The sequence below is a fragment of the Psychrobacter sp. A3 genome (genome assembly GCF_028823565.1).
In the GTDB taxonomy this organism is placed as follows: domain Bacteria; phylum Pseudomonadota; class Gammaproteobacteria; order Pseudomonadales; family Moraxellaceae; genus Psychrobacter; species Psychrobacter celer.
Map to the genome: position 1 here is coordinate 15764 of NZ_JAPEHS010000027.1, position 16446 is coordinate 32209.

General features: G+C 47.5%; 15 protein-coding genes. 5 read left to right on the plus strand and 10 right to left on the minus strand.

The window, feature by feature from the left end:
* Nucleotides 1-63: 63 nt before the first annotated feature.
* Together NK638_RS05830 and NK638_RS05835 are read left to right on the plus strand one after the other, a co-directional pair.
* Nucleotides 64-327: a hypothetical protein gene (locus NK638_RS05830; RefSeq protein WP_274632279.1), complete on the plus strand. Its 264-nt coding sequence runs from the start codon at nucleotides 64-66 to the stop codon at nucleotides 325-327.
* Between the two features lie 306 nt (nucleotides 328-633).
* Nucleotides 634-1017, plus strand: coding sequence for a DUF2147 domain-containing protein (locus NK638_RS05835; protein ID WP_274632280.1), 384 nt, complete (start codon nucleotides 634-636; stop codon nucleotides 1015-1017).
* Between the two features lie 138 nt (nucleotides 1018-1155).
* Here NK638_RS05835 and NK638_RS05840 read toward each other — a convergent pair whose 3' ends face one another.
* From NK638_RS05840 to NK638_RS05855, 4 genes are all read right to left on the minus strand, one after another.
* Nucleotides 1156-2418, minus strand: coding sequence for an ammonium transporter (locus NK638_RS05840; protein WP_274632281.1), 1263 nt, complete (start codon nucleotides 2416-2418; stop codon nucleotides 1156-1158).
* An 82-nt stretch (nucleotides 2419-2500) separates the two neighbouring features.
* Nucleotides 2501-2839: a P-II family nitrogen regulator gene (locus NK638_RS05845; protein ID WP_010197981.1), complete on the minus strand. Its 339-nt coding sequence runs from the start codon at nucleotides 2837-2839 to the stop codon at nucleotides 2501-2503.
* Between the two features lie 471 nt (nucleotides 2840-3310).
* Entirely contained in the window at nucleotides 3311-4165 is an 855-nt protein-coding gene (locus NK638_RS05850) for a universal stress protein (RefSeq protein WP_274632282.1), read from the minus strand.
* A 134-nt stretch (nucleotides 4166-4299) separates the two neighbouring features.
* Nucleotides 4300-5799, minus strand: coding sequence for a SulP family inorganic anion transporter (locus tag NK638_RS05855; RefSeq protein ID WP_274632283.1), 1500 nt, complete (start codon nucleotides 5797-5799; stop codon nucleotides 4300-4302).
* Nucleotides 5800-6563: 764 nt separating this feature from the next.
* Here NK638_RS05855 and murD point away from each other — a divergent pair.
* The gene (murD, locus tag NK638_RS05860) at nucleotides 6564-7997 is read left to right on the plus strand and encodes a UDP-N-acetylmuramoyl-L-alanine--D-glutamate ligase (RefSeq protein WP_274632284.1); all 1434 of its coding nucleotides are present in this window, start codon (nucleotides 6564-6566) and stop codon (nucleotides 7995-7997) included.
* Nucleotides 7998-8296: 299 nt separating this feature from the next.
* Nucleotides 8297-9493: a putative lipid II flippase FtsW gene (ftsW, locus tag NK638_RS05865; protein ID WP_172953132.1), complete on the plus strand. Its 1197-nt coding sequence runs from the start codon at nucleotides 8297-8299 to the stop codon at nucleotides 9491-9493.
* Nucleotides 9494-9596: 103 nt separating this feature from the next.
* Here ftsW and gluQRS read toward each other — a convergent pair whose 3' ends face one another.
* The 6 genes from gluQRS to NK638_RS05895 all read right to left on the minus strand — a co-directional run bounded on the left by gluQRS (nucleotide 9597) and on the right by NK638_RS05895 (nucleotide 15113).
* Complete coding sequence (gluQRS, locus tag NK638_RS05870) at nucleotides 9597-10550, minus strand: tRNA glutamyl-Q(34) synthetase GluQRS (RefSeq protein WP_274632285.1); 954 nt, start codon at nucleotides 10548-10550, stop codon at nucleotides 9597-9599.
* Between the two features lie 192 nt (nucleotides 10551-10742).
* The gene (gene dksA, locus NK638_RS05875; RefSeq protein WP_105244323.1) at nucleotides 10743-11180 is read right to left on the minus strand and encodes an RNA polymerase-binding protein DksA; all 438 of its coding nucleotides are present in this window, start codon (nucleotides 11178-11180) and stop codon (nucleotides 10743-10745) included.
* A 545-nt stretch (nucleotides 11181-11725) separates the two neighbouring features.
* The gene (locus NK638_RS05880; RefSeq protein ID WP_274632286.1) at nucleotides 11726-12565 is read right to left on the minus strand and encodes a metallophosphoesterase; all 840 of its coding nucleotides are present in this window, start codon (nucleotides 12563-12565) and stop codon (nucleotides 11726-11728) included.
* A 253-nt stretch (nucleotides 12566-12818) separates the two neighbouring features.
* A complete protein-coding gene (locus tag NK638_RS05885) occupies nucleotides 12819-13643 on the minus strand; it encodes a metal ABC transporter permease (RefSeq protein WP_274632287.1) in 825 nt (274 codons plus the stop codon).
* A gap of 79 nt (nucleotides 13644-13722) precedes the next feature.
* Nucleotides 13723-14496 carry a metal ABC transporter ATP-binding protein gene (locus tag NK638_RS05890; protein ID WP_274632288.1) on the minus strand — a complete coding sequence of 258 codons (774 nt, stop codon included), beginning with the start codon at nucleotides 14494-14496 and terminating at the stop codon, nucleotides 13723-13725.
* A gap of 80 nt (nucleotides 14497-14576) precedes the next feature.
* On the minus strand, nucleotides 14577-15113 hold the full coding sequence (locus tag NK638_RS05895; protein ID WP_274632289.1) for a Fur family transcriptional regulator: 537 nt from the start codon (nucleotides 15111-15113) through the stop codon (nucleotides 14577-14579).
* A gap of 249 nt (nucleotides 15114-15362) precedes the next feature.
* On the opposite strand from NK638_RS05895, the gene NK638_RS05900 reads away from it, so the two are divergent.
* Entirely contained in the window at nucleotides 15363-16250 is an 888-nt protein-coding gene (locus tag NK638_RS05900; RefSeq protein ID WP_274632290.1) for a metal ABC transporter solute-binding protein, Zn/Mn family, read from the plus strand.
* The last annotated feature ends 196 nt before the right edge of the window (nucleotides 16251-16446 follow it).

A 16446-nucleotide genomic window follows, 5' to 3' on the forward strand; every position in this document is an offset into this window, starting at 1 on the left:
GCTTTTAGCGACATCTGAATGTGCTGATATGCATGACTGAATTACTATAAAAAGGATGATAAAATGATTGAACCCTTTGCCAATAACCACCAAAGCATGCAAATTGGAGAGCTGGTCATCGAAAATCAGCAGGACAAAATCACGATTTATGGCGATATCGATGTGACATTCGATGCAGCAGGACATCATCAGGCTCAGCAGCTACACGAGCTGACAACCAAAATTATGCAAGCTTTTGATGATGGTTTTCCTTATAGTAATAACGAGGCAAAGTCAAAAGAAAATGATGACCAATCGGACAAGGATATCGACAACCCTTTCCTGTAACTCTTTGATATGGTTTTGGTTTTATAGAAATAATAAAGTACAAAAAAATTACTAGGCAAACAGATAAAATTGCTTATAATGGGTCAAGACATCGCTTATGTCGCTCAAATCTTTGAACAAAAGCTTGTGAGCAATCGCGATAACGACTATCAAACGGCACATGCTAACTCATGATGTGCAGTGTTGATGAGTAAAGTCGCAGCGCTTATATAAAAGATTCTAGCAAAGGATGAGCATAGAACAGCAGAAACATCACGTTTCGAGCAATCATTGTTTGATTAATCATTGTATGAAGGGAGTCACTCTATGAAACTATTTACAAAAACCGCTTTAGCAGCAGCCGGTATCAGTATGGCGACCATGGCGTTTGCCGCTGATCCATTACACAATACAACATGGCAGACGTATGACGAAGGTAAGCCAAAAGGCACGGTAAAAATCACCGAGTCTAACGGGGTGTTGACAGGTAAGCTCATTGCAACGAACTCCGCCAAAGGCAAAAAACACGTCGGCATGACTGTCATCAAAGGCCTAAAAGCTGACGGTGGTGGTAAATATAGCGGTGGGACGATCACTGATCCAGAAAAGGGTAAAGACTATCGTATGACAGCCAGTTTAAATGGCAACACTCTAAAGCTAAGAGGCTATATCGGTCCATTCTCACGTAGCCAAGAGTGGAAAAAGAAATAAACCACACGCGTTATATTAAGCGTTAGAACATAAAAATCCCCCCCCGCCAAACCGATAGGTCTGGCGGGATTTTTGATGGGGCATCTCTTTAATACAGTAAGTGAAAGTACATTAGAGTAAGAAACGCTAGGTTGTGCTTTATATCACAAACTCAGGATACGCTTCCATGCCGCACTCTGCGCGGTCTGCGCCTTCGTATTCATCCTCTTCAGAGATACGCAGACCTATGATTAGCTTGATTAGTGACCAAACGATTAGGCTTGTGACAAACACCCAGACAAAGATCGTCGCCGCGCCTGCGATTTGACCCAAAAAAGTCGCCGCAGGATTGGTAATAGGTACGATAAGTAAGCCAAACAGACCCACAACACCGTGTACTGAGATTGCGCCCACTGGGTCATCTATTTTTAGTTTATCGAGTGCCAAGATAGACAAGACCACGATAACCCCAGCGATCAGCCCAAAGAGCGTGGCTTGTAAGGCAGAAGGGGTCGATGGCTCAGCAGTGATGGCGACCAGCCCCGCGAGTGCACCGTTTAAGAGCATGGTCAGATCCGCTTTACCAAAGATCAAACGTGCCAGCAGCAATGCTCCGATAGCGCCGCCTGCGGCTGCGGCGTTGGTGTTCAAAAACACCATGGCCACAGAGTTGGCACTGGCGATGTCGCCCAGCTTGAGGACGGAGCCGCCATTAAACCCAAACCAGCCCATCCACAGTATCAAAGTCCCAAGGGCGGCCAGTGGCAGGTTGGCCCCCGGTATCGCCCGTATTTCACCTTTTGGTCCGTACTTGCCTTTGCGCGCACCTAGTAGTAGTACGCCTGCCAATGCCGCCGCCGCTCCTGCCATATGCACAATACCTGAGCCAGCAAAATCAGAGAACCCCAAGTCGCCAAGGTTATATAAACCAAACACATCGTTGCCGCCCCATGTCCAGCTGCCTTCTAATGGATAAATCAGCCCTGTCATGACTACTGCAAACAACAAAAACGACCATAGCTTCATACGCTCAGCCACCGCGCCTGAGACGATAGACATACAGGTCGCCACAAACACTACTTGAAAGAAAAAGTCAGAGGCTGCAGAGTAGACAGAGTCACCGCCAAAGCCGTTTTCGCTAGAGGCTGCTAGTGCGTCTTCTACTAAGGTATCGCCGCCTGCAATTCCGCTCAAGAACAGATCGCCACCATACATAATGGCATAACCGCAAATCATATACATGGTACAGGCGGTAGCGAATAGAGCGACGTTTTTGGTTAAAATCTCAACAGTGTTTTTGGAGCGGACCAGCCCTGCTTCTAGCATGGTAAAACCCGCTGCCATCCACATGACGAGCGCGCCACACATTAAAAAATAGAACGTATCAAGTGCGTACTGAAGCTCAAAGATTTGGTTTTGCATGTTAATTCCCCCTTGAATTGATGCAATATAGAGCGTTAGGTATAGGACTTACAAATCAGCGTTTGTAAGTAGGTCGTGCGCTTTAGATAGCGTCAGGACCCGTCTCGCCCGTACGAATACGAATGACTTGCTCGAGTGCTGTGACAAAGATTTTGCCGTCACCGATCTTACCTGTGCTCGCGATGCGAGTGATGGCTTCGATAGCAGGCTCGACCATTTCGTCAATAACAGCCACTTCGACTTTTACTTTAGGTAAAAAGTCCACCACGTATTCTGCGCCGCGATAGAGCTCTGTGTGGCCTTTTTGGCGACCGAACCCTTTAACTTCAGTGACAGTAACGCCTTTGACACCGATGTCAGAAAGCGCTTCACGCACATCATCGAGCTTAAACGGTTTTAAGATCGCAGTGATTAGCTTCATAAAAAATTCCTTATTTGTGTGATGCCGCAGGTTGAGAGAAGTTGTGGTGCGTCTCATCGTAGTCATGCTTGATATAGGTCATTCAAGAACTGTGCCAAACCTACTCAAGGGGGTAAGTAGGAGTGGGCTTATTGGTACAAAAATCACCAGTATCATGACACACATCACGCTTTATAACGCCGCGATTATACTCATCGTCATGCGTCATACCGCATCAATCAACCTTTGGCGTTAAGCCTATGAAAACTTTATTATAACCAACTTTCTAGGCGCTTGGGGAGGCTATCGATTTATTTCATGTGACGATTTGCTAAGCGGTTTTTATAAGTGATAAAAACGAAAAGGGATACCTATCATCACTATATAAGGGATGAGGTCAAAAAACGCGCCGAGCATAAACACATTACTCAGCGCCGGTAAGAAAAGTAATCAGGCGGCAGACGGTGTGGCGTATAGCCTTTGGGATAGCTCTTATGCTTTAGGAAAAAGCAGATAAGGGGTTTGGGTGCTGACCAGTAATTTTTCCGTATCGCTGCCTTGCAATAGCTCACGTAAGCGCGACTGCCCAAACGCCCCTGACATCAATAGGCCAATGTCGTTTTCGGTTTGATAATAATTGAGGGCTGCTGTCACGTCGCGGCAATCGAGTAACGCCTTTTTCGACTTGATGCCCGCTTGCTTGAGGCGCGCGTAAGCTTCGCGCAGCGCATCGCAGTTTTCAGAGTTTTCTTTGCCCACCATCACGATGTGGACGGTTAGGGCGCGAATAAGTGGCGTTTTACAGAGCCAATTAAGCATTTTATGACAAGTGGGACTGTTGTCGAAGGCAAATAGTGCCGTTGTAGGGGGCAAAAATGGTGCATGAGTCACCAAAATGGGGCAAAGACTGACTCTGATGAGTCGGCTCAAAGTCGATTTGCAAGTGACATGATGACCGATGACGATCAATTGCGCTTCGTCATCGACATAATCGATACTTTCACTGAGGTTTTCGTGCCGATGCAACGTATAGGTTTTTAGTTTTTGTCTTTGCTGCTCGCAGTAGGTTGTGGCTTGATGCAACAGCAGCTTGCCTTGGGCTTTTAATTCACAGTTGCTTAGGTGTTCTTTATTGGTAAATTGCTCAAGCAAGGTATTTTCGTCGTCGATATTTAGGCAGCCAGAGTAGTTTACCGCGGCTTTTTGTTGCAAGCTTGGCACCGAGTGCAAGAGGCCGATAGGCACTTGCAGGCGAGTCGCTGCCCACATACTGGCTTTCAACACGGCTTGCACGTGATCAGGACAGTCCAAGCAGGCAATCACACTATCTGGTTTTAAATTACTCATAAGACCACCACATCATTCCGACAATAAAAAGACAGCTGCTTGGCGAAAAGCTGGGCAATGTGACTGATACCCAACTCTCTCAGCCAACGCAGCTGTTTATTAAACTATATATTCAATTATCTACTGGTAATGCATTAATCCAGCAAGCCAATGTCTCGGCGATCGTGGATAGAAAAACGGTCAATCAGGGTTCGGCTTGCATTATTGAGTCCCACCACTTTGACATCAATGCCTTCTCGTTGCAAGCGCATGACCAGCTTGTCCAAAGTGTCCACGGCGCTGACGTCCCAAAAGTGCGCTTGGCTGACGTCAATCTCGATACTATCTACGGCTTCTTTGGTATCAAAACTGTGCAAAAACTGCGTGGTCGAGGCAAAAAACACCTGCCCTTGCACATAGTAATAACGCGTGTTGCTACGCTCATCGTACTCACTAAAGATGGTTAAGAATTGACCAATCTTATTGGCAAAGGCCAAGGCAGAGAGCAGGACACCGACGCCGACACCGTACGCCAGATTATGCGTAAATACTGTGGTCACGACCGTGGCTAGCATGACGATGTTAAATGACATCGGATGCGTTTTAAACTCACGAATAGACTGCCAATTAAAAGTGCCAATCGACACCATAATCATCACCGCCACCAGTGCGGCCATTGGGATTTGACTGACCCAGTCGCTCAAAAATACCACTAAGATGAGCAGCACCACACCGGCAATCAAGGTCGACAAGCGCGTCCGACCGCCAGATTTGACGTTGATCATCGACTGACCAATCATCGCACAGCCGGCCATACCGCCAAAAAACCCTGACACCACGTTGGCCATCCCTTGACCACGGCATTCTTTGTTTTTATCACTTGGCGTATCTGTCAACTCATCCACGATGGTCGCCGTCATCATAGACTCTAGCAAACCTACGATGGCAAGCGCGATAGAGTAAGGCGCGATGATCAGTAAAGTATTGAGGTTTAGAGGGATATCTGGCAACAAAAATATCGGCAGCGAATCTGGCAGATCACCCATGCTGCCGACGTTACGAATATCAAGGTTCATATAAATCGCCACCGCTGTCAGACCCACGATACAGATAAGCGGCGATGGGATCACCCGTCCGATTTTTGGAATCAGCGGAAACAAGTAAATAATCGCAAGGCCCGCTGCGGTCATGAGGTAGACCGTCATCCCGACGCGCTCAGTCATTGGGTTTAGCTCAGGGAGCTGGGCGGCAAAGATGAGTATCGCCAAGGCGTTGACAAAGCCAATCACCACCGAGCGCGAGACAAAGCGCATCAAATTACCCAGCTTTAAAATACCCATCACAATCTGAATGCCGCCGCACAGTAAAGTCGCGGCCAGTAGATACTGTAAGCCATGCTCAGCGACCAAGTCGACCATCACCAGTGCCATCGCGCCTGTCGCCGCCGAAATCATACCTGGACGACCACCGACAAAACTGATCACCACCGCGATACAAAACGAGGCATACAAGCCGACCTTTGGATCGACCCCAGCGATGATAGAAAAGGCAATGGCTTCAGGGATTAAGGCGAGGGCAACGACCAGACCTGATAACACATCACCACGAACATTGGAAAACCACTCGTCACGTAAGTTATCAATAAAAGATGTCATAAGTAAACTGCATAGGGTTAGAGGCAAAAAAAGTAATCATCCATAAAATGATCGCGTCGCTATAAAATAGCGGTTCATCTTTTTTTTACCACAACATGCGCCTTGTCATGTTGTGGTATTGAATTATCAGAGGTCAATCATCAACACATCGATGGACTTATTGATGGGTATCGCAAATACACTCACCAATAACAACTATGATGATAAATCCTATCAGATTGCCTAAAAAATAGTATTTAAAATGGGTGCTTAAAGTAGTGTATATAAAATAGCACCTACAATAACGTATAGAGTCAGCAATGAGATGCTGCAATAGAAGGTGATAAAACGCTGTCCAACAAGCACAGTAGTTTGATTTTGATAGCAAGGTAGCCTAAGTCACCGCAAATCAAAAATGACTGAGGGGCAAATAGCAGGCAAACGCTAACAACATGCTACACTAAAATGCCAAGCTCAAGACTTAGAGTAAGACTTAGCAAAAAACCTGTGCTGACAGATCAGGGCGGCTATTATAGCATTAGACCCTGAATATAAAAACAGGCGCATAATAGCATAAAGTCATAAAAAATCAGTACCGAAATCTGAACGATACCGTTATCATGATTGTTATCTTGACGGTAGCGCTTAACGCTTGATACAGCAGCATCGCTAATGCCATGCCAGCCGCTTCAGCCACTATATAGAGCCTCTTTTATTCGTCTTATCCTGTATCTTAGCCATATTACCCGTCGTTTGCTTGTTTAATTTTAATAGAAGGAATAGATATGACCACCAGTACTACAACAGAAGCCTTACTTCATAAAGGCAGTGGGTTACAAGTCGTGGTCGGTTTGGGGCAGTCGGGGCTGTCGGTGGCGCATTATTTGGTCAAGCAAGGCTATCAGGTCGCTGTCACCGATGCGCAAGCGGCGCCAGCGTTGGCAGTGAAGTTGCCAGAAGCCGTGACGACGCGTCAGTTTGGCGCGATTGACGCCGAGCTATTGCAGCAAGCGGCGCGTATCATTATTAGCCCAGGCATCGCCCTTAGCACGCCTGCGGTGGCGGCGGCGCGTCAAGCCCATATCCCAGTGGTCAGCGACATTCAATTGTTTTGTGACGCTTGCCGTGTCCCTATCGTCGCAATTACTGGCTCTAATGCCAAAAGCACGGTAACCACCTTGGTTGGTCAGATGGCGGCAGATGCGGGCGTCAATGTCGGTGTCGGTGGCAATATCGGCGTACCGGCGCTGACGCTACTAGAAAATAGCGAGATGGCGCTGGCTGTACTTGAATTGTCGAGCTTTCAGTTAGAGACGGTCAGCAATCTGGGTGCGCAAGTGGCAACTGTGCTCAATATGTCGCCTGATCATCTCGATCGTCATGGCGATATGCTCGGCTACCATCAAGCCAAACATCGTATTTTTCAAGGCGCTAAGTCAGTGGTCATCAACCGCGAAGATGCGTTGACGCGACCACTGGTGGCTGATAACTTACCCAGAATCAGTACAGGCATTCATGCGCCTGACAAAGACCAATATGGACTGATTGTCGATTCCGATGGGCAGATTTATTTGGCGCGTGGTACACAAAAACTACTGTCGGCAGACAAACTGTTGATTAAAGGTCGGCATAATTTGCTCAACGCGCAAGCGGCGCTGGCATTAGGCGAGCTGGCGGGGTTGCCGCTGGCGAGTATGCTGACGACTTTGCAGCGGTTCACAGGTCTTGAACATCGCTGTGAATACGTGGCAAGCGTGGCTGGTATCGATTATTTTAATGACTCAAAAGGCACCAATATCGGCTCGACCATAGCAGCCATCGAAGGGCTTGGCGCTGTCTATGCGCCAAAAGATGGCAAGCTGCTGCTGGTATTAGGCGGGCAGGGCAAGGGGCAGGCGTTTGGTGAGCTGACGCCTTTTATCAATCAGTACGTCAGCCAAGTTTTGTTTATTGGCGAAGATGCACCGCTGATAGAGCAGCATTTGCGCGCGGCTAAGATCAGTCATGACGTAACGCTACATCAGTGCCAAACGCTAGAAAACGCCTTTACCACCATCTTGCAAGTGACCTCAAGCAGTCTCTCGCAAGTACAGGCTGTGCTGTTGTCGCCTGCGTGTGCCAGCTTTGATCAATACAGCGGCTATGCCGCGCGCGGTGAGCATTTTGGTCGATTGGTCCATCAATTAGCAAACGAGTCGGCAGAGACGGCAACACCTTAGTGGTATGAGTGGCTATCTGGCATTCTATGCCGGCAGCTGGTGGATGGGCAAGGCGCACAGGTGTTTTTTGATAAATGATTGTTTTGCTTATAGATTGCTGCTACTGTCTTTTATAACCAGCCTACCAATCAAGCGAAGAGATGACTGTGTCATTGCTTGAGTAATGGTTAATCGTGCCGATGGTCGATGATGATCAGTCGTTGTTTATCTTAGCCTTAGGTTTGTTTGTTGGTATGTGTTTTTTAAACGGTGGCGTTGTATAGACGCCGTGTTTTTCGTTCGTTAGTGTATATAAAATTATGGCGCTCTCTTCTCTTTTTCGTTCTTCGTCCCAACCAAAGACAGCCACTGGCGCTGATGGTATTTTATCGATGCCGTCAGCGCGTGCTGTTTTGATAGCGAGCGTTGGCTGTATGCTGGTGCTCAGCTTGTTGATGGTAGCCTCTGCTTCTATCCCATTCGCCCTGAGCCGTGGCATGAGCGAGCTGTACTTTTTTAAAAACCAGCTGCTTTACATGACCATTGGACTTATCATCGCCGCCATCCCTTATTATGGGGTATCTTTGCGGCGACTTTATAAGACAGAGACCCAGTTCATATTGCTGGGGGTTACTGGCTTGCTGCTCGTTGCTACCTTGTTTAGTACTCCGATTAACGGCTCAAAACGCTGGTTAAATTTAGGGGTCTTTAACTTTCAGGTGGCCGAGCTGGCAAAGCTTGTAATGATTGTCTTTGTCTCTGACTTTGTGGTACGCCGCTCGTTTGAAGTGCGCAATGGTTTAGATGGCTTTTTGCGCATTATGTTGGTGGTGGTTCTGATTACCATGCTCCTACTCTCGCAGCCAGACTTTGGCTCGTTTGTCGTTATTTTAGGCACGATTTTTGCGATTTTTTATATCGCAGGTGCGCCTTACAAGCACTTTGTCGCACTGACTGCCGCTGCCATCGGTGGGGCTGTGTTGATGGTGACAACGGCGCAGTATCGCTTGGTGCGCGTGATGTCGTTTATGGATCCGTTCGATGATGTGCAAGATACCGACTATCAGTTGGCGCGCAGTTTGATTGCCTTTGGTCGTGGGCAGTTTACTGGCGTGGGCTATGGTGAGAGTGTTCAAAAACTCTCGCATTTGCCTGAAGCGCATACCGATTTTTTATTGGCCATCACAGGTGAGGAGCTGGGTTTTGTTGGGGTGACGATGGTCTTGGTGCTTGAGGCGCTGATCATCGGTAGTGCGATGCGCATCAGTTACAACGCGCTAAAACGTCGGCAGATGCGCATGAGCTATACCGCTTTTGGTATCGGTGTGGTGTTTATTGCGCAAACCATCATTAATGCGGCGATGAATATGGGAGCGATTCCGACCAAAGGCTTGACCATGCCATTTTTTAGTTATGGTGGTTCATCTATGCTGATCAGCCTTGTGATGGTAGCGCTGCTGCTAAAAATCTATAAAGAAAGCCCTGAGATTGAAAAGAGTCAGTGCCGTTACTATTAAGCCCTAAACCAAACACCGTTACTATATTCCTAGAGCTTTAGTGTCTTTGCAAGATGATTAACAAGCGTCGCTATTATGAGTGGCGCTTTTTGCTGTTGGTCTATTATTTATTTATCAAGCTTAACTGCTGCTGGCCGTGTAGCGGCGCGTTGTCCCACTGTGCAGTCGCCTGTTTGAGCATCCGCGCAGGTGTGTCTATCTCGACACTTGGCTGCTGCAAAAGCTGTAATGCGGTCGCGATTAGCTGACTTGGGTCACGGGTGTCTATTGGCTGCGCTAGGTTTTGTTTAGACAGCTTTTGCCCGTTTGGGCTGCAGATCAGCGGCAGATGATACCAGCGGTCAATCGCGGGCAGGCGCGCTGCTTGCATGATGCTGATTTGGGCGGTGGTCATGGGCAGAATATCCAAGCCGCGCATGATGTGTGTAACCCCTTGCAAGCCATCATCGAGACTGGCGGCCAAAATATAATTGATCATGCCGTCTTGTCGACGCACCACCATATCGCCCAAGGTCTGCTGCGGATTGCCCCACTGTTGTCCCTGAATACCATCATGAAACCCAATGAGATAATCGGGTAGCTGTATGCGTAGCTTGTGCTGTAGCCTATCTAGTGCTTTGGTGACACAGCGCCGCGGATAGCGTTTTCTGTTTGGCAGCACAGTCAGCTGTGTTGCAGTATCTGTATGGGCAGGGATTTGCGCTTGCTGCGCCCAATATTGCTCTAGGTCTTTACGTGAGCACTGACAGCCATAGGTCAGCGGCCGCAGGGTCGAGGCAAGATACTCATTATAGATATCGATGCGCTCAGATTGATACACCACATCACCATCCCAGTGTAACCCCAGCACTTCTAGGTCGATCAAGATCTGCTCAGTAAACTGCCGATCGCAGCGCTCTGTATCCGTGTCTTCGATACGCAATAACCACTTACCGCCAAGTGATTTTATATGGCAGTAGCTGGCAAGGGCGGTGGTCAGTGAACCAAGATGTAGCTCGCCGGTTGGGGAAGGGGCAAAGCGGCCGATAGGCGGCGTGGGTATGGAGGTCGTGGGCATAGGCGTTTATGGGATAGTTAAAATAAACGATGACGGGTTAAGGGACACCGTTATCACGGACTAGGTCATATAGAATACTGTATCTGCTGGCCAAAAGATGTTTATAAAACGCAACAAGCGACCACATGATGGTCGCTTGTGCTGAGATAACGCTATTGATTTGTTATCTCTCGGATTTATATACCTATGCGCCTACGCACCTTGGTTTTGGCGCTCTTTGATTTCTGAGAGAGTCTTACAGTCGATGCACTGGGTCGCGGTTGGACGCGCTTCGAGACGACGCAAGCCAATCTCTACGCCGCAGGTTTCACAAAAGCCATAGTCGTCATTTTCGATTTCTGCTATGGATTTGTCGATTTTGCGAATGAGCTTACGCTCACGGTCACGCGTACGCAGCGCCAAAGCAAACTCTTCTTCTTGAGTGGCGCGATCATTGATGTCTGGCATGGCGCTTGACTCATCTTGAATATAAGTCTTGGTACGGTCTGCCTCACCAATCAATTGGTTTTTCCAGTCCAATAAAATCGCCTTAAAGTGCGCCAATTGCGCATCAGACATATACTCTTCGCCTTCGGCTGGCACATAAGGAGTAAACTTCACTTCACTCGGATTCGTGGTCAGGGTGCTCATATGGGTATCCTAATTTTTCAAATTAATTCAATAAAACGACGCATCAAAAGACAAGACGTTATCAATTTATAAACGCTATAAGTTGTCCCTTTATAAAACGTTTTACCACTTGGTAACACAAGTAACACAGCTGATCTAATAATAAAGTTGTTTCGATATGACGACAGCGACATATCAGTACCCCAGTATATGGTTATGTATATTTTTATTTAAATACCTTGATGCAAATACCTCAGTGTAAATAGGGTAATTGACCTACTGGTCGCTAAACAATATAACAAAACACGGACTATGAATACTTAGCGTGTGGTCAGGTTAGCCATCCTAGCTATTATAATTTTGTCTAATCTCGGCTATAGGTTATCTTTATATTTTAATCATCATCTGGTTTTATAAGTTGTATCACTGTTTTTCATAATAATGAAGCAGTTTTTATCATTGTTGGTGTTTTAATGCAGTCAGACACCACCAATCTAAGCCAGCAATATCGGCAAGAAGTACGATACATCAGGGCGACATCACGCTCGCCGCGATAAATCTGGGCGTCAAGTATCCAGTCTTTCGACCCAGCTTGCAACCTCTCCATTGTTGGCTAATTGCAACCAACGGTAACCCGGCTGGGCATGTTTATCATAGGCAAAGTCATCTGCAAAAGGTTTGAACTGATAGCAGGTAGAAGGGGTGCTATATACTGTGACCCCTTGATAGTGGCGTACTTGCTCCTGATGAGTATGACCGCTGATGATTGCTTTTAAGTGCGTAAACGCACTCATCTGTCGCCAAAAATCCTCGCTGTTTTTTGCCATATGGGTATCGATCCAGTCAGAATCGACAGGAATCAGATGGTGATGGACGGCAATGAGCGCAGGCTTGCTACAGTGGCCGAGCTGCTGACATAGCCAATCGATATCACTTGGCGCGATCTCACCTGAGACCTTGCCTGCGATGGATGAGTCCAAAAACAACAACTGCCAATGAGCAGACTCAATCAAATGCCGACTGAGCAAACGCGGGTCAGCTGGTTTGGCCACCAGCTCACGCTGAAAAAACGGCAAATCATAGCCTAGCTCATCGGTCACATCATGGTTGCCGGCGATACAAGCAAAAGGAATACCAGTCGCTTGTAGGACGGCAAAAATATGATCGTAAATATCAGGTTTTACTCGGTTGACCAAATCGCCCGTCACCACAATCAAATCGCAGCGAATATCATCGTTTAATGCTTGCGCCAGTACCGTCTCAAAGCTGTGCTGACACAAAACAGCGTCACCGCTACCATCGTCTGTGCCCTTGTTGACAGGCGTTGATAGGTGCAAATCCGTGATTTGTAAAATATTGAGCTGTTCATCAGGTGGGCAAAGCGTGTTGACAGGATAGCTTGGCATTGGGGCGCTCCCTCATCGACTCAAAACAATCAAAGTTGCCAGAACGACTATGGATAAACAATGGTGATTTGGCATGGCTGATGCCAGCCCTATTAAAGCAAGTTTATAACATAAAGTGAATGAAAGCTCTAGCGATATTAATGAAATAAAGTTGGACAACATCAAGGTAAAATTTGTTTATAACCCAGTGGTTACGCTAGCGCCGGCGCTGTGCTGACCAAAACTTAAGCGTTTTTATAACCCAGTGGTTACGCTAGCGCCGGCGCTGTGCTGACCAAAACTTAAGCGTTTTTAATTTGCTAAAAAACAACGCAATAAAAAACAAAATCGCTAATATCAAAACAATAGAAAGGCCAGTCTGAATGTCCAGCCAAATACTGCCCCACACGCCCAGCGTGACGCCAACCTGAGCGATCAGTAAAGACAAGAGAACCATTTGTTTGGGCGAAGATGCCCATAAGCGTGCACTCAAGGCTGGCAGTACCAAAAGGCCACTGATCAGTAGGCTACCCACCGCCTGCAAGGCAATGGCACAAAACCCTGCCAATACTCCCATAAAAAATAGCCGCTGGCGCGCAGGATTGATACCTTGAATCCGTGCCAAGGCCTCATGAGTGGCCAGCTTGATTTGCGCAGGCCATATATAGATAAGCAGTCCTAAACCCACCAGTACACTGGTGGCAAGCAGCGGCAGATCAGCCCAATCCAGCTCAAGTAAGTTACCGAACAAAAACCCCAATACATTGGCTTGCTGGTCGGTCAGCTGAGTCAATGCCAGTAGTCCCAAGCACAGCAGCGACACCGCGACGACGGCCAGTACCGCATCGACAGGCAAGCGTTCATCATCGATAAGGACCAGCCCTAGGACTACCGCGATACTAATGATAGCAATCCCAACGCCCATCGGTAATTGCCACCACACTGCCAAAGCAACGCCAAGCAGCGTACCATGCGCCAGTGCATCGGTAAAAAAAGCCATGCGCCGCCACAATACCAGACACCCCAGAGGCGCTGAGAGCAATGCTAAAATACTACCTGCAATCCAAGCCGGGGCAATGATGGCTAACCAAGCGCTCATAAAAGATATCCGTAACAGTTTTTAGTTTGCATTAACGCTGTGTTTTTAAGGCAGTCATCAACGTGTTTGAGTGCATGTATTATAATTCGCTGGGAGCATGATGCTCGCAAGCATGCGGCTGATGCACATACGGTTGCTCATAGTGGTGACCAAACAGCTTTTGAAACTCACTACTAATCGCAAGCTCGCTTGGCTGACCTTCACAGCAGATATGCTTGTTGAGGCAAATCACCCGCCGGCTGCCTTTCATCACCCAATGTAAATCATGCGACACCACGAGCATGGCGCAGCGCAAAAACGATGGTAGCTCATCAATAAACTGATACAGCCAAACCTCAGTATCAGGATCAAGCCCTTGCATCGGCTCATCTAAAATTAACAAGTTGGGTTTGTCCAGCAGTGCCCGCGCCAACAACACGCGCTGCGTTTCACCACCTGACAAATGCAGCATCTGCCGTGACAGCAGATGCGTCAAAGACAAGTTGTCAAAAATAAATTGCCGCTGCTCGGCCGTTAGGCGTTTTTTGTCCGCTTGTGCCAACAAATCACAGACGCGTAATGGCAGTATTGGCGGCACGGCAAAGCGCTGCGGGACATAACCCAGCTGTAGAGGCTGATGAGCGGTAATTTGCCCTTTGGTCGGCTCAAGCAAGCCTAAAATAAGCTTGACCAACGTCGACTTGCCCGCGCCATTGGGCCCAATGAGGCTAAGTGTTTCATCGACAGAAATATCGATATCGATATGCGACAGTAGACGCTGCTGACCAATATGAAAACTGATGTCACTCAAGCTCAGTAGTTTCTTACGATCAAGTGTTGTATCAGTCGTAGTGGTAGATATAGACGGTGACATAAGCGCGCTCATAGGGCAAGGACTCAAGGTAAGATAAACGATGGATGATAAATTAACGAGCAAATAATAAACCGTCGTTATTACTGACAGGCTTGGCAACGACCACTCAGCTCAATGACACTACGCTCCACCACAAACCCCACATCTTTTTCAGCAAAGCTCATCATCTCTTGTACCGGTACGCTACTGCATTCTTGTACCCGCTGACACTGCGCGCAGATCAAAAACGCCGCCGTATGCTGAGCGCGAGGATGACAGCAGGGCACGTAGGCGTTGATAGAGGTAAGTTGATGGATCAAGCCCTCACCGAGTAAAAACTCCAAGCTGCGATATACCGTGGGTGGTGCCACGTTTTTTGTCGTTTTTTGCGCCGACGCATCATCAGCCCCATCAGGTGCGACTAGTCGCATTTGCTGCAACTGGGTGATCAAATTATACGCGCCGACGGGTTGGTTGGCTTCGAGTACCAGCTGGTATATCTGCTGCCGTAACGGCGTAAAACGCGCACCACTGAGTCGGCATTGCTCCTTTGCTGCGCGCAGGCGCTCAGTCACATCATGCGGTGTAAAGTCTTGCACATCATGCAAGTGATTGCAGACTGATAAACTCGTAGACATGAGACAAACTCCTAAAAATTACGTAGCATTTTAGCAATGGCGTTTTCTATTGTTATAGTATAACATAATAAAATAAAATTACCGAGCAACCTAAATATTGAATAACCAAGTAAATTGACCGGCCACTGCCAAAGGGTGAGCTGATGAGGGCGATCGAGCTGGGGTGATAGCAATCGTCAAACGATATGTCCGATACCCAGCATCTATATTTGCTTAACTTTTTGCCAACTGTATACCAAAGAGCTGACTATGAATCCAATGTTTTATGATTATTTGCGTGCCTATCCGATTTTGCAGCGTCTGCTAGCACCGCTACTGCTATGGTTGGGGCTGGCCTGTGTGAGTGCGCATGCAGCCACCGTCAGCGTCAGCAACTATCCGCTGTTTTTATTAAGTGAGGCGGTGACCGAAGGCGCGCCGTCTGCTAAGCGGCTACTACAAGCTGGCGAAGTCGGGCATCACGGCAGTATCAGCCCTGGTGATATCAAGGCAATACGCGACAGTAAGTTTGTGGTTTGGTTTGGTGAGTCGCTAGAAAATAACTTGGCCTCAAGCTTAAAGACAGCACCTAATGCCATTGCCTTATTTGAGTTTGATGCCTTTAATCGTCATCCGCTACGTGATGTCCAAGGCAAACCCATCGCCGGCACGCTCGACCCTCATATCTGGCTCGATCCTGATAATGCCAAAGCCATCACTCGTGCCTTGGCTGTTATCCATAGCTATGCCAATCCGCAATATAAAAGCCTTTATCATGCCAATGCACAAAAATTCGCCCAGCGTTTAGACAATGCGGTGGCCGCCGCCAGCTTAGATAGCACAAAAAACCCCTCGCCCTACTGGGCTTATCATGATGCGTATCAATATATCGAAGACAGCATCAATTTACAGCTTATTGGTAGCTTGAGTGTCGATCACCACTTAGCACCAAAAGCCAGTCAATTACGCCGGTTAAATGAGCAGCGCCCAACCAAGCGAATGTGTTTGGTCAGTCCAAATGCACCTGCCAAAGGCTTGCTGGCCAAACTACAGCCCGTCAGTACCACGGTACAAGCAGAAGACATGAGTAACAGCACCGACTTTATTAGTGGCTGGCAAACGATGGCGCAGCAAATCCATCAGTGTATCGATAAATAAGCGCAATTAAGCGCAATAACGCTCAAGTATCTGACTGACGTGCATGACTGACGGCTATTATACAAATGCCACAATATGTTTTAAGGCATCTGATTTTAAGCTATCTGAAAAATAGTTGATCGACGATATAGTTAGCTGAAGGTAAAACTGTTATGGATTTAAACGCGCTACTGGTATAAATTTTACTTGCGTGCTG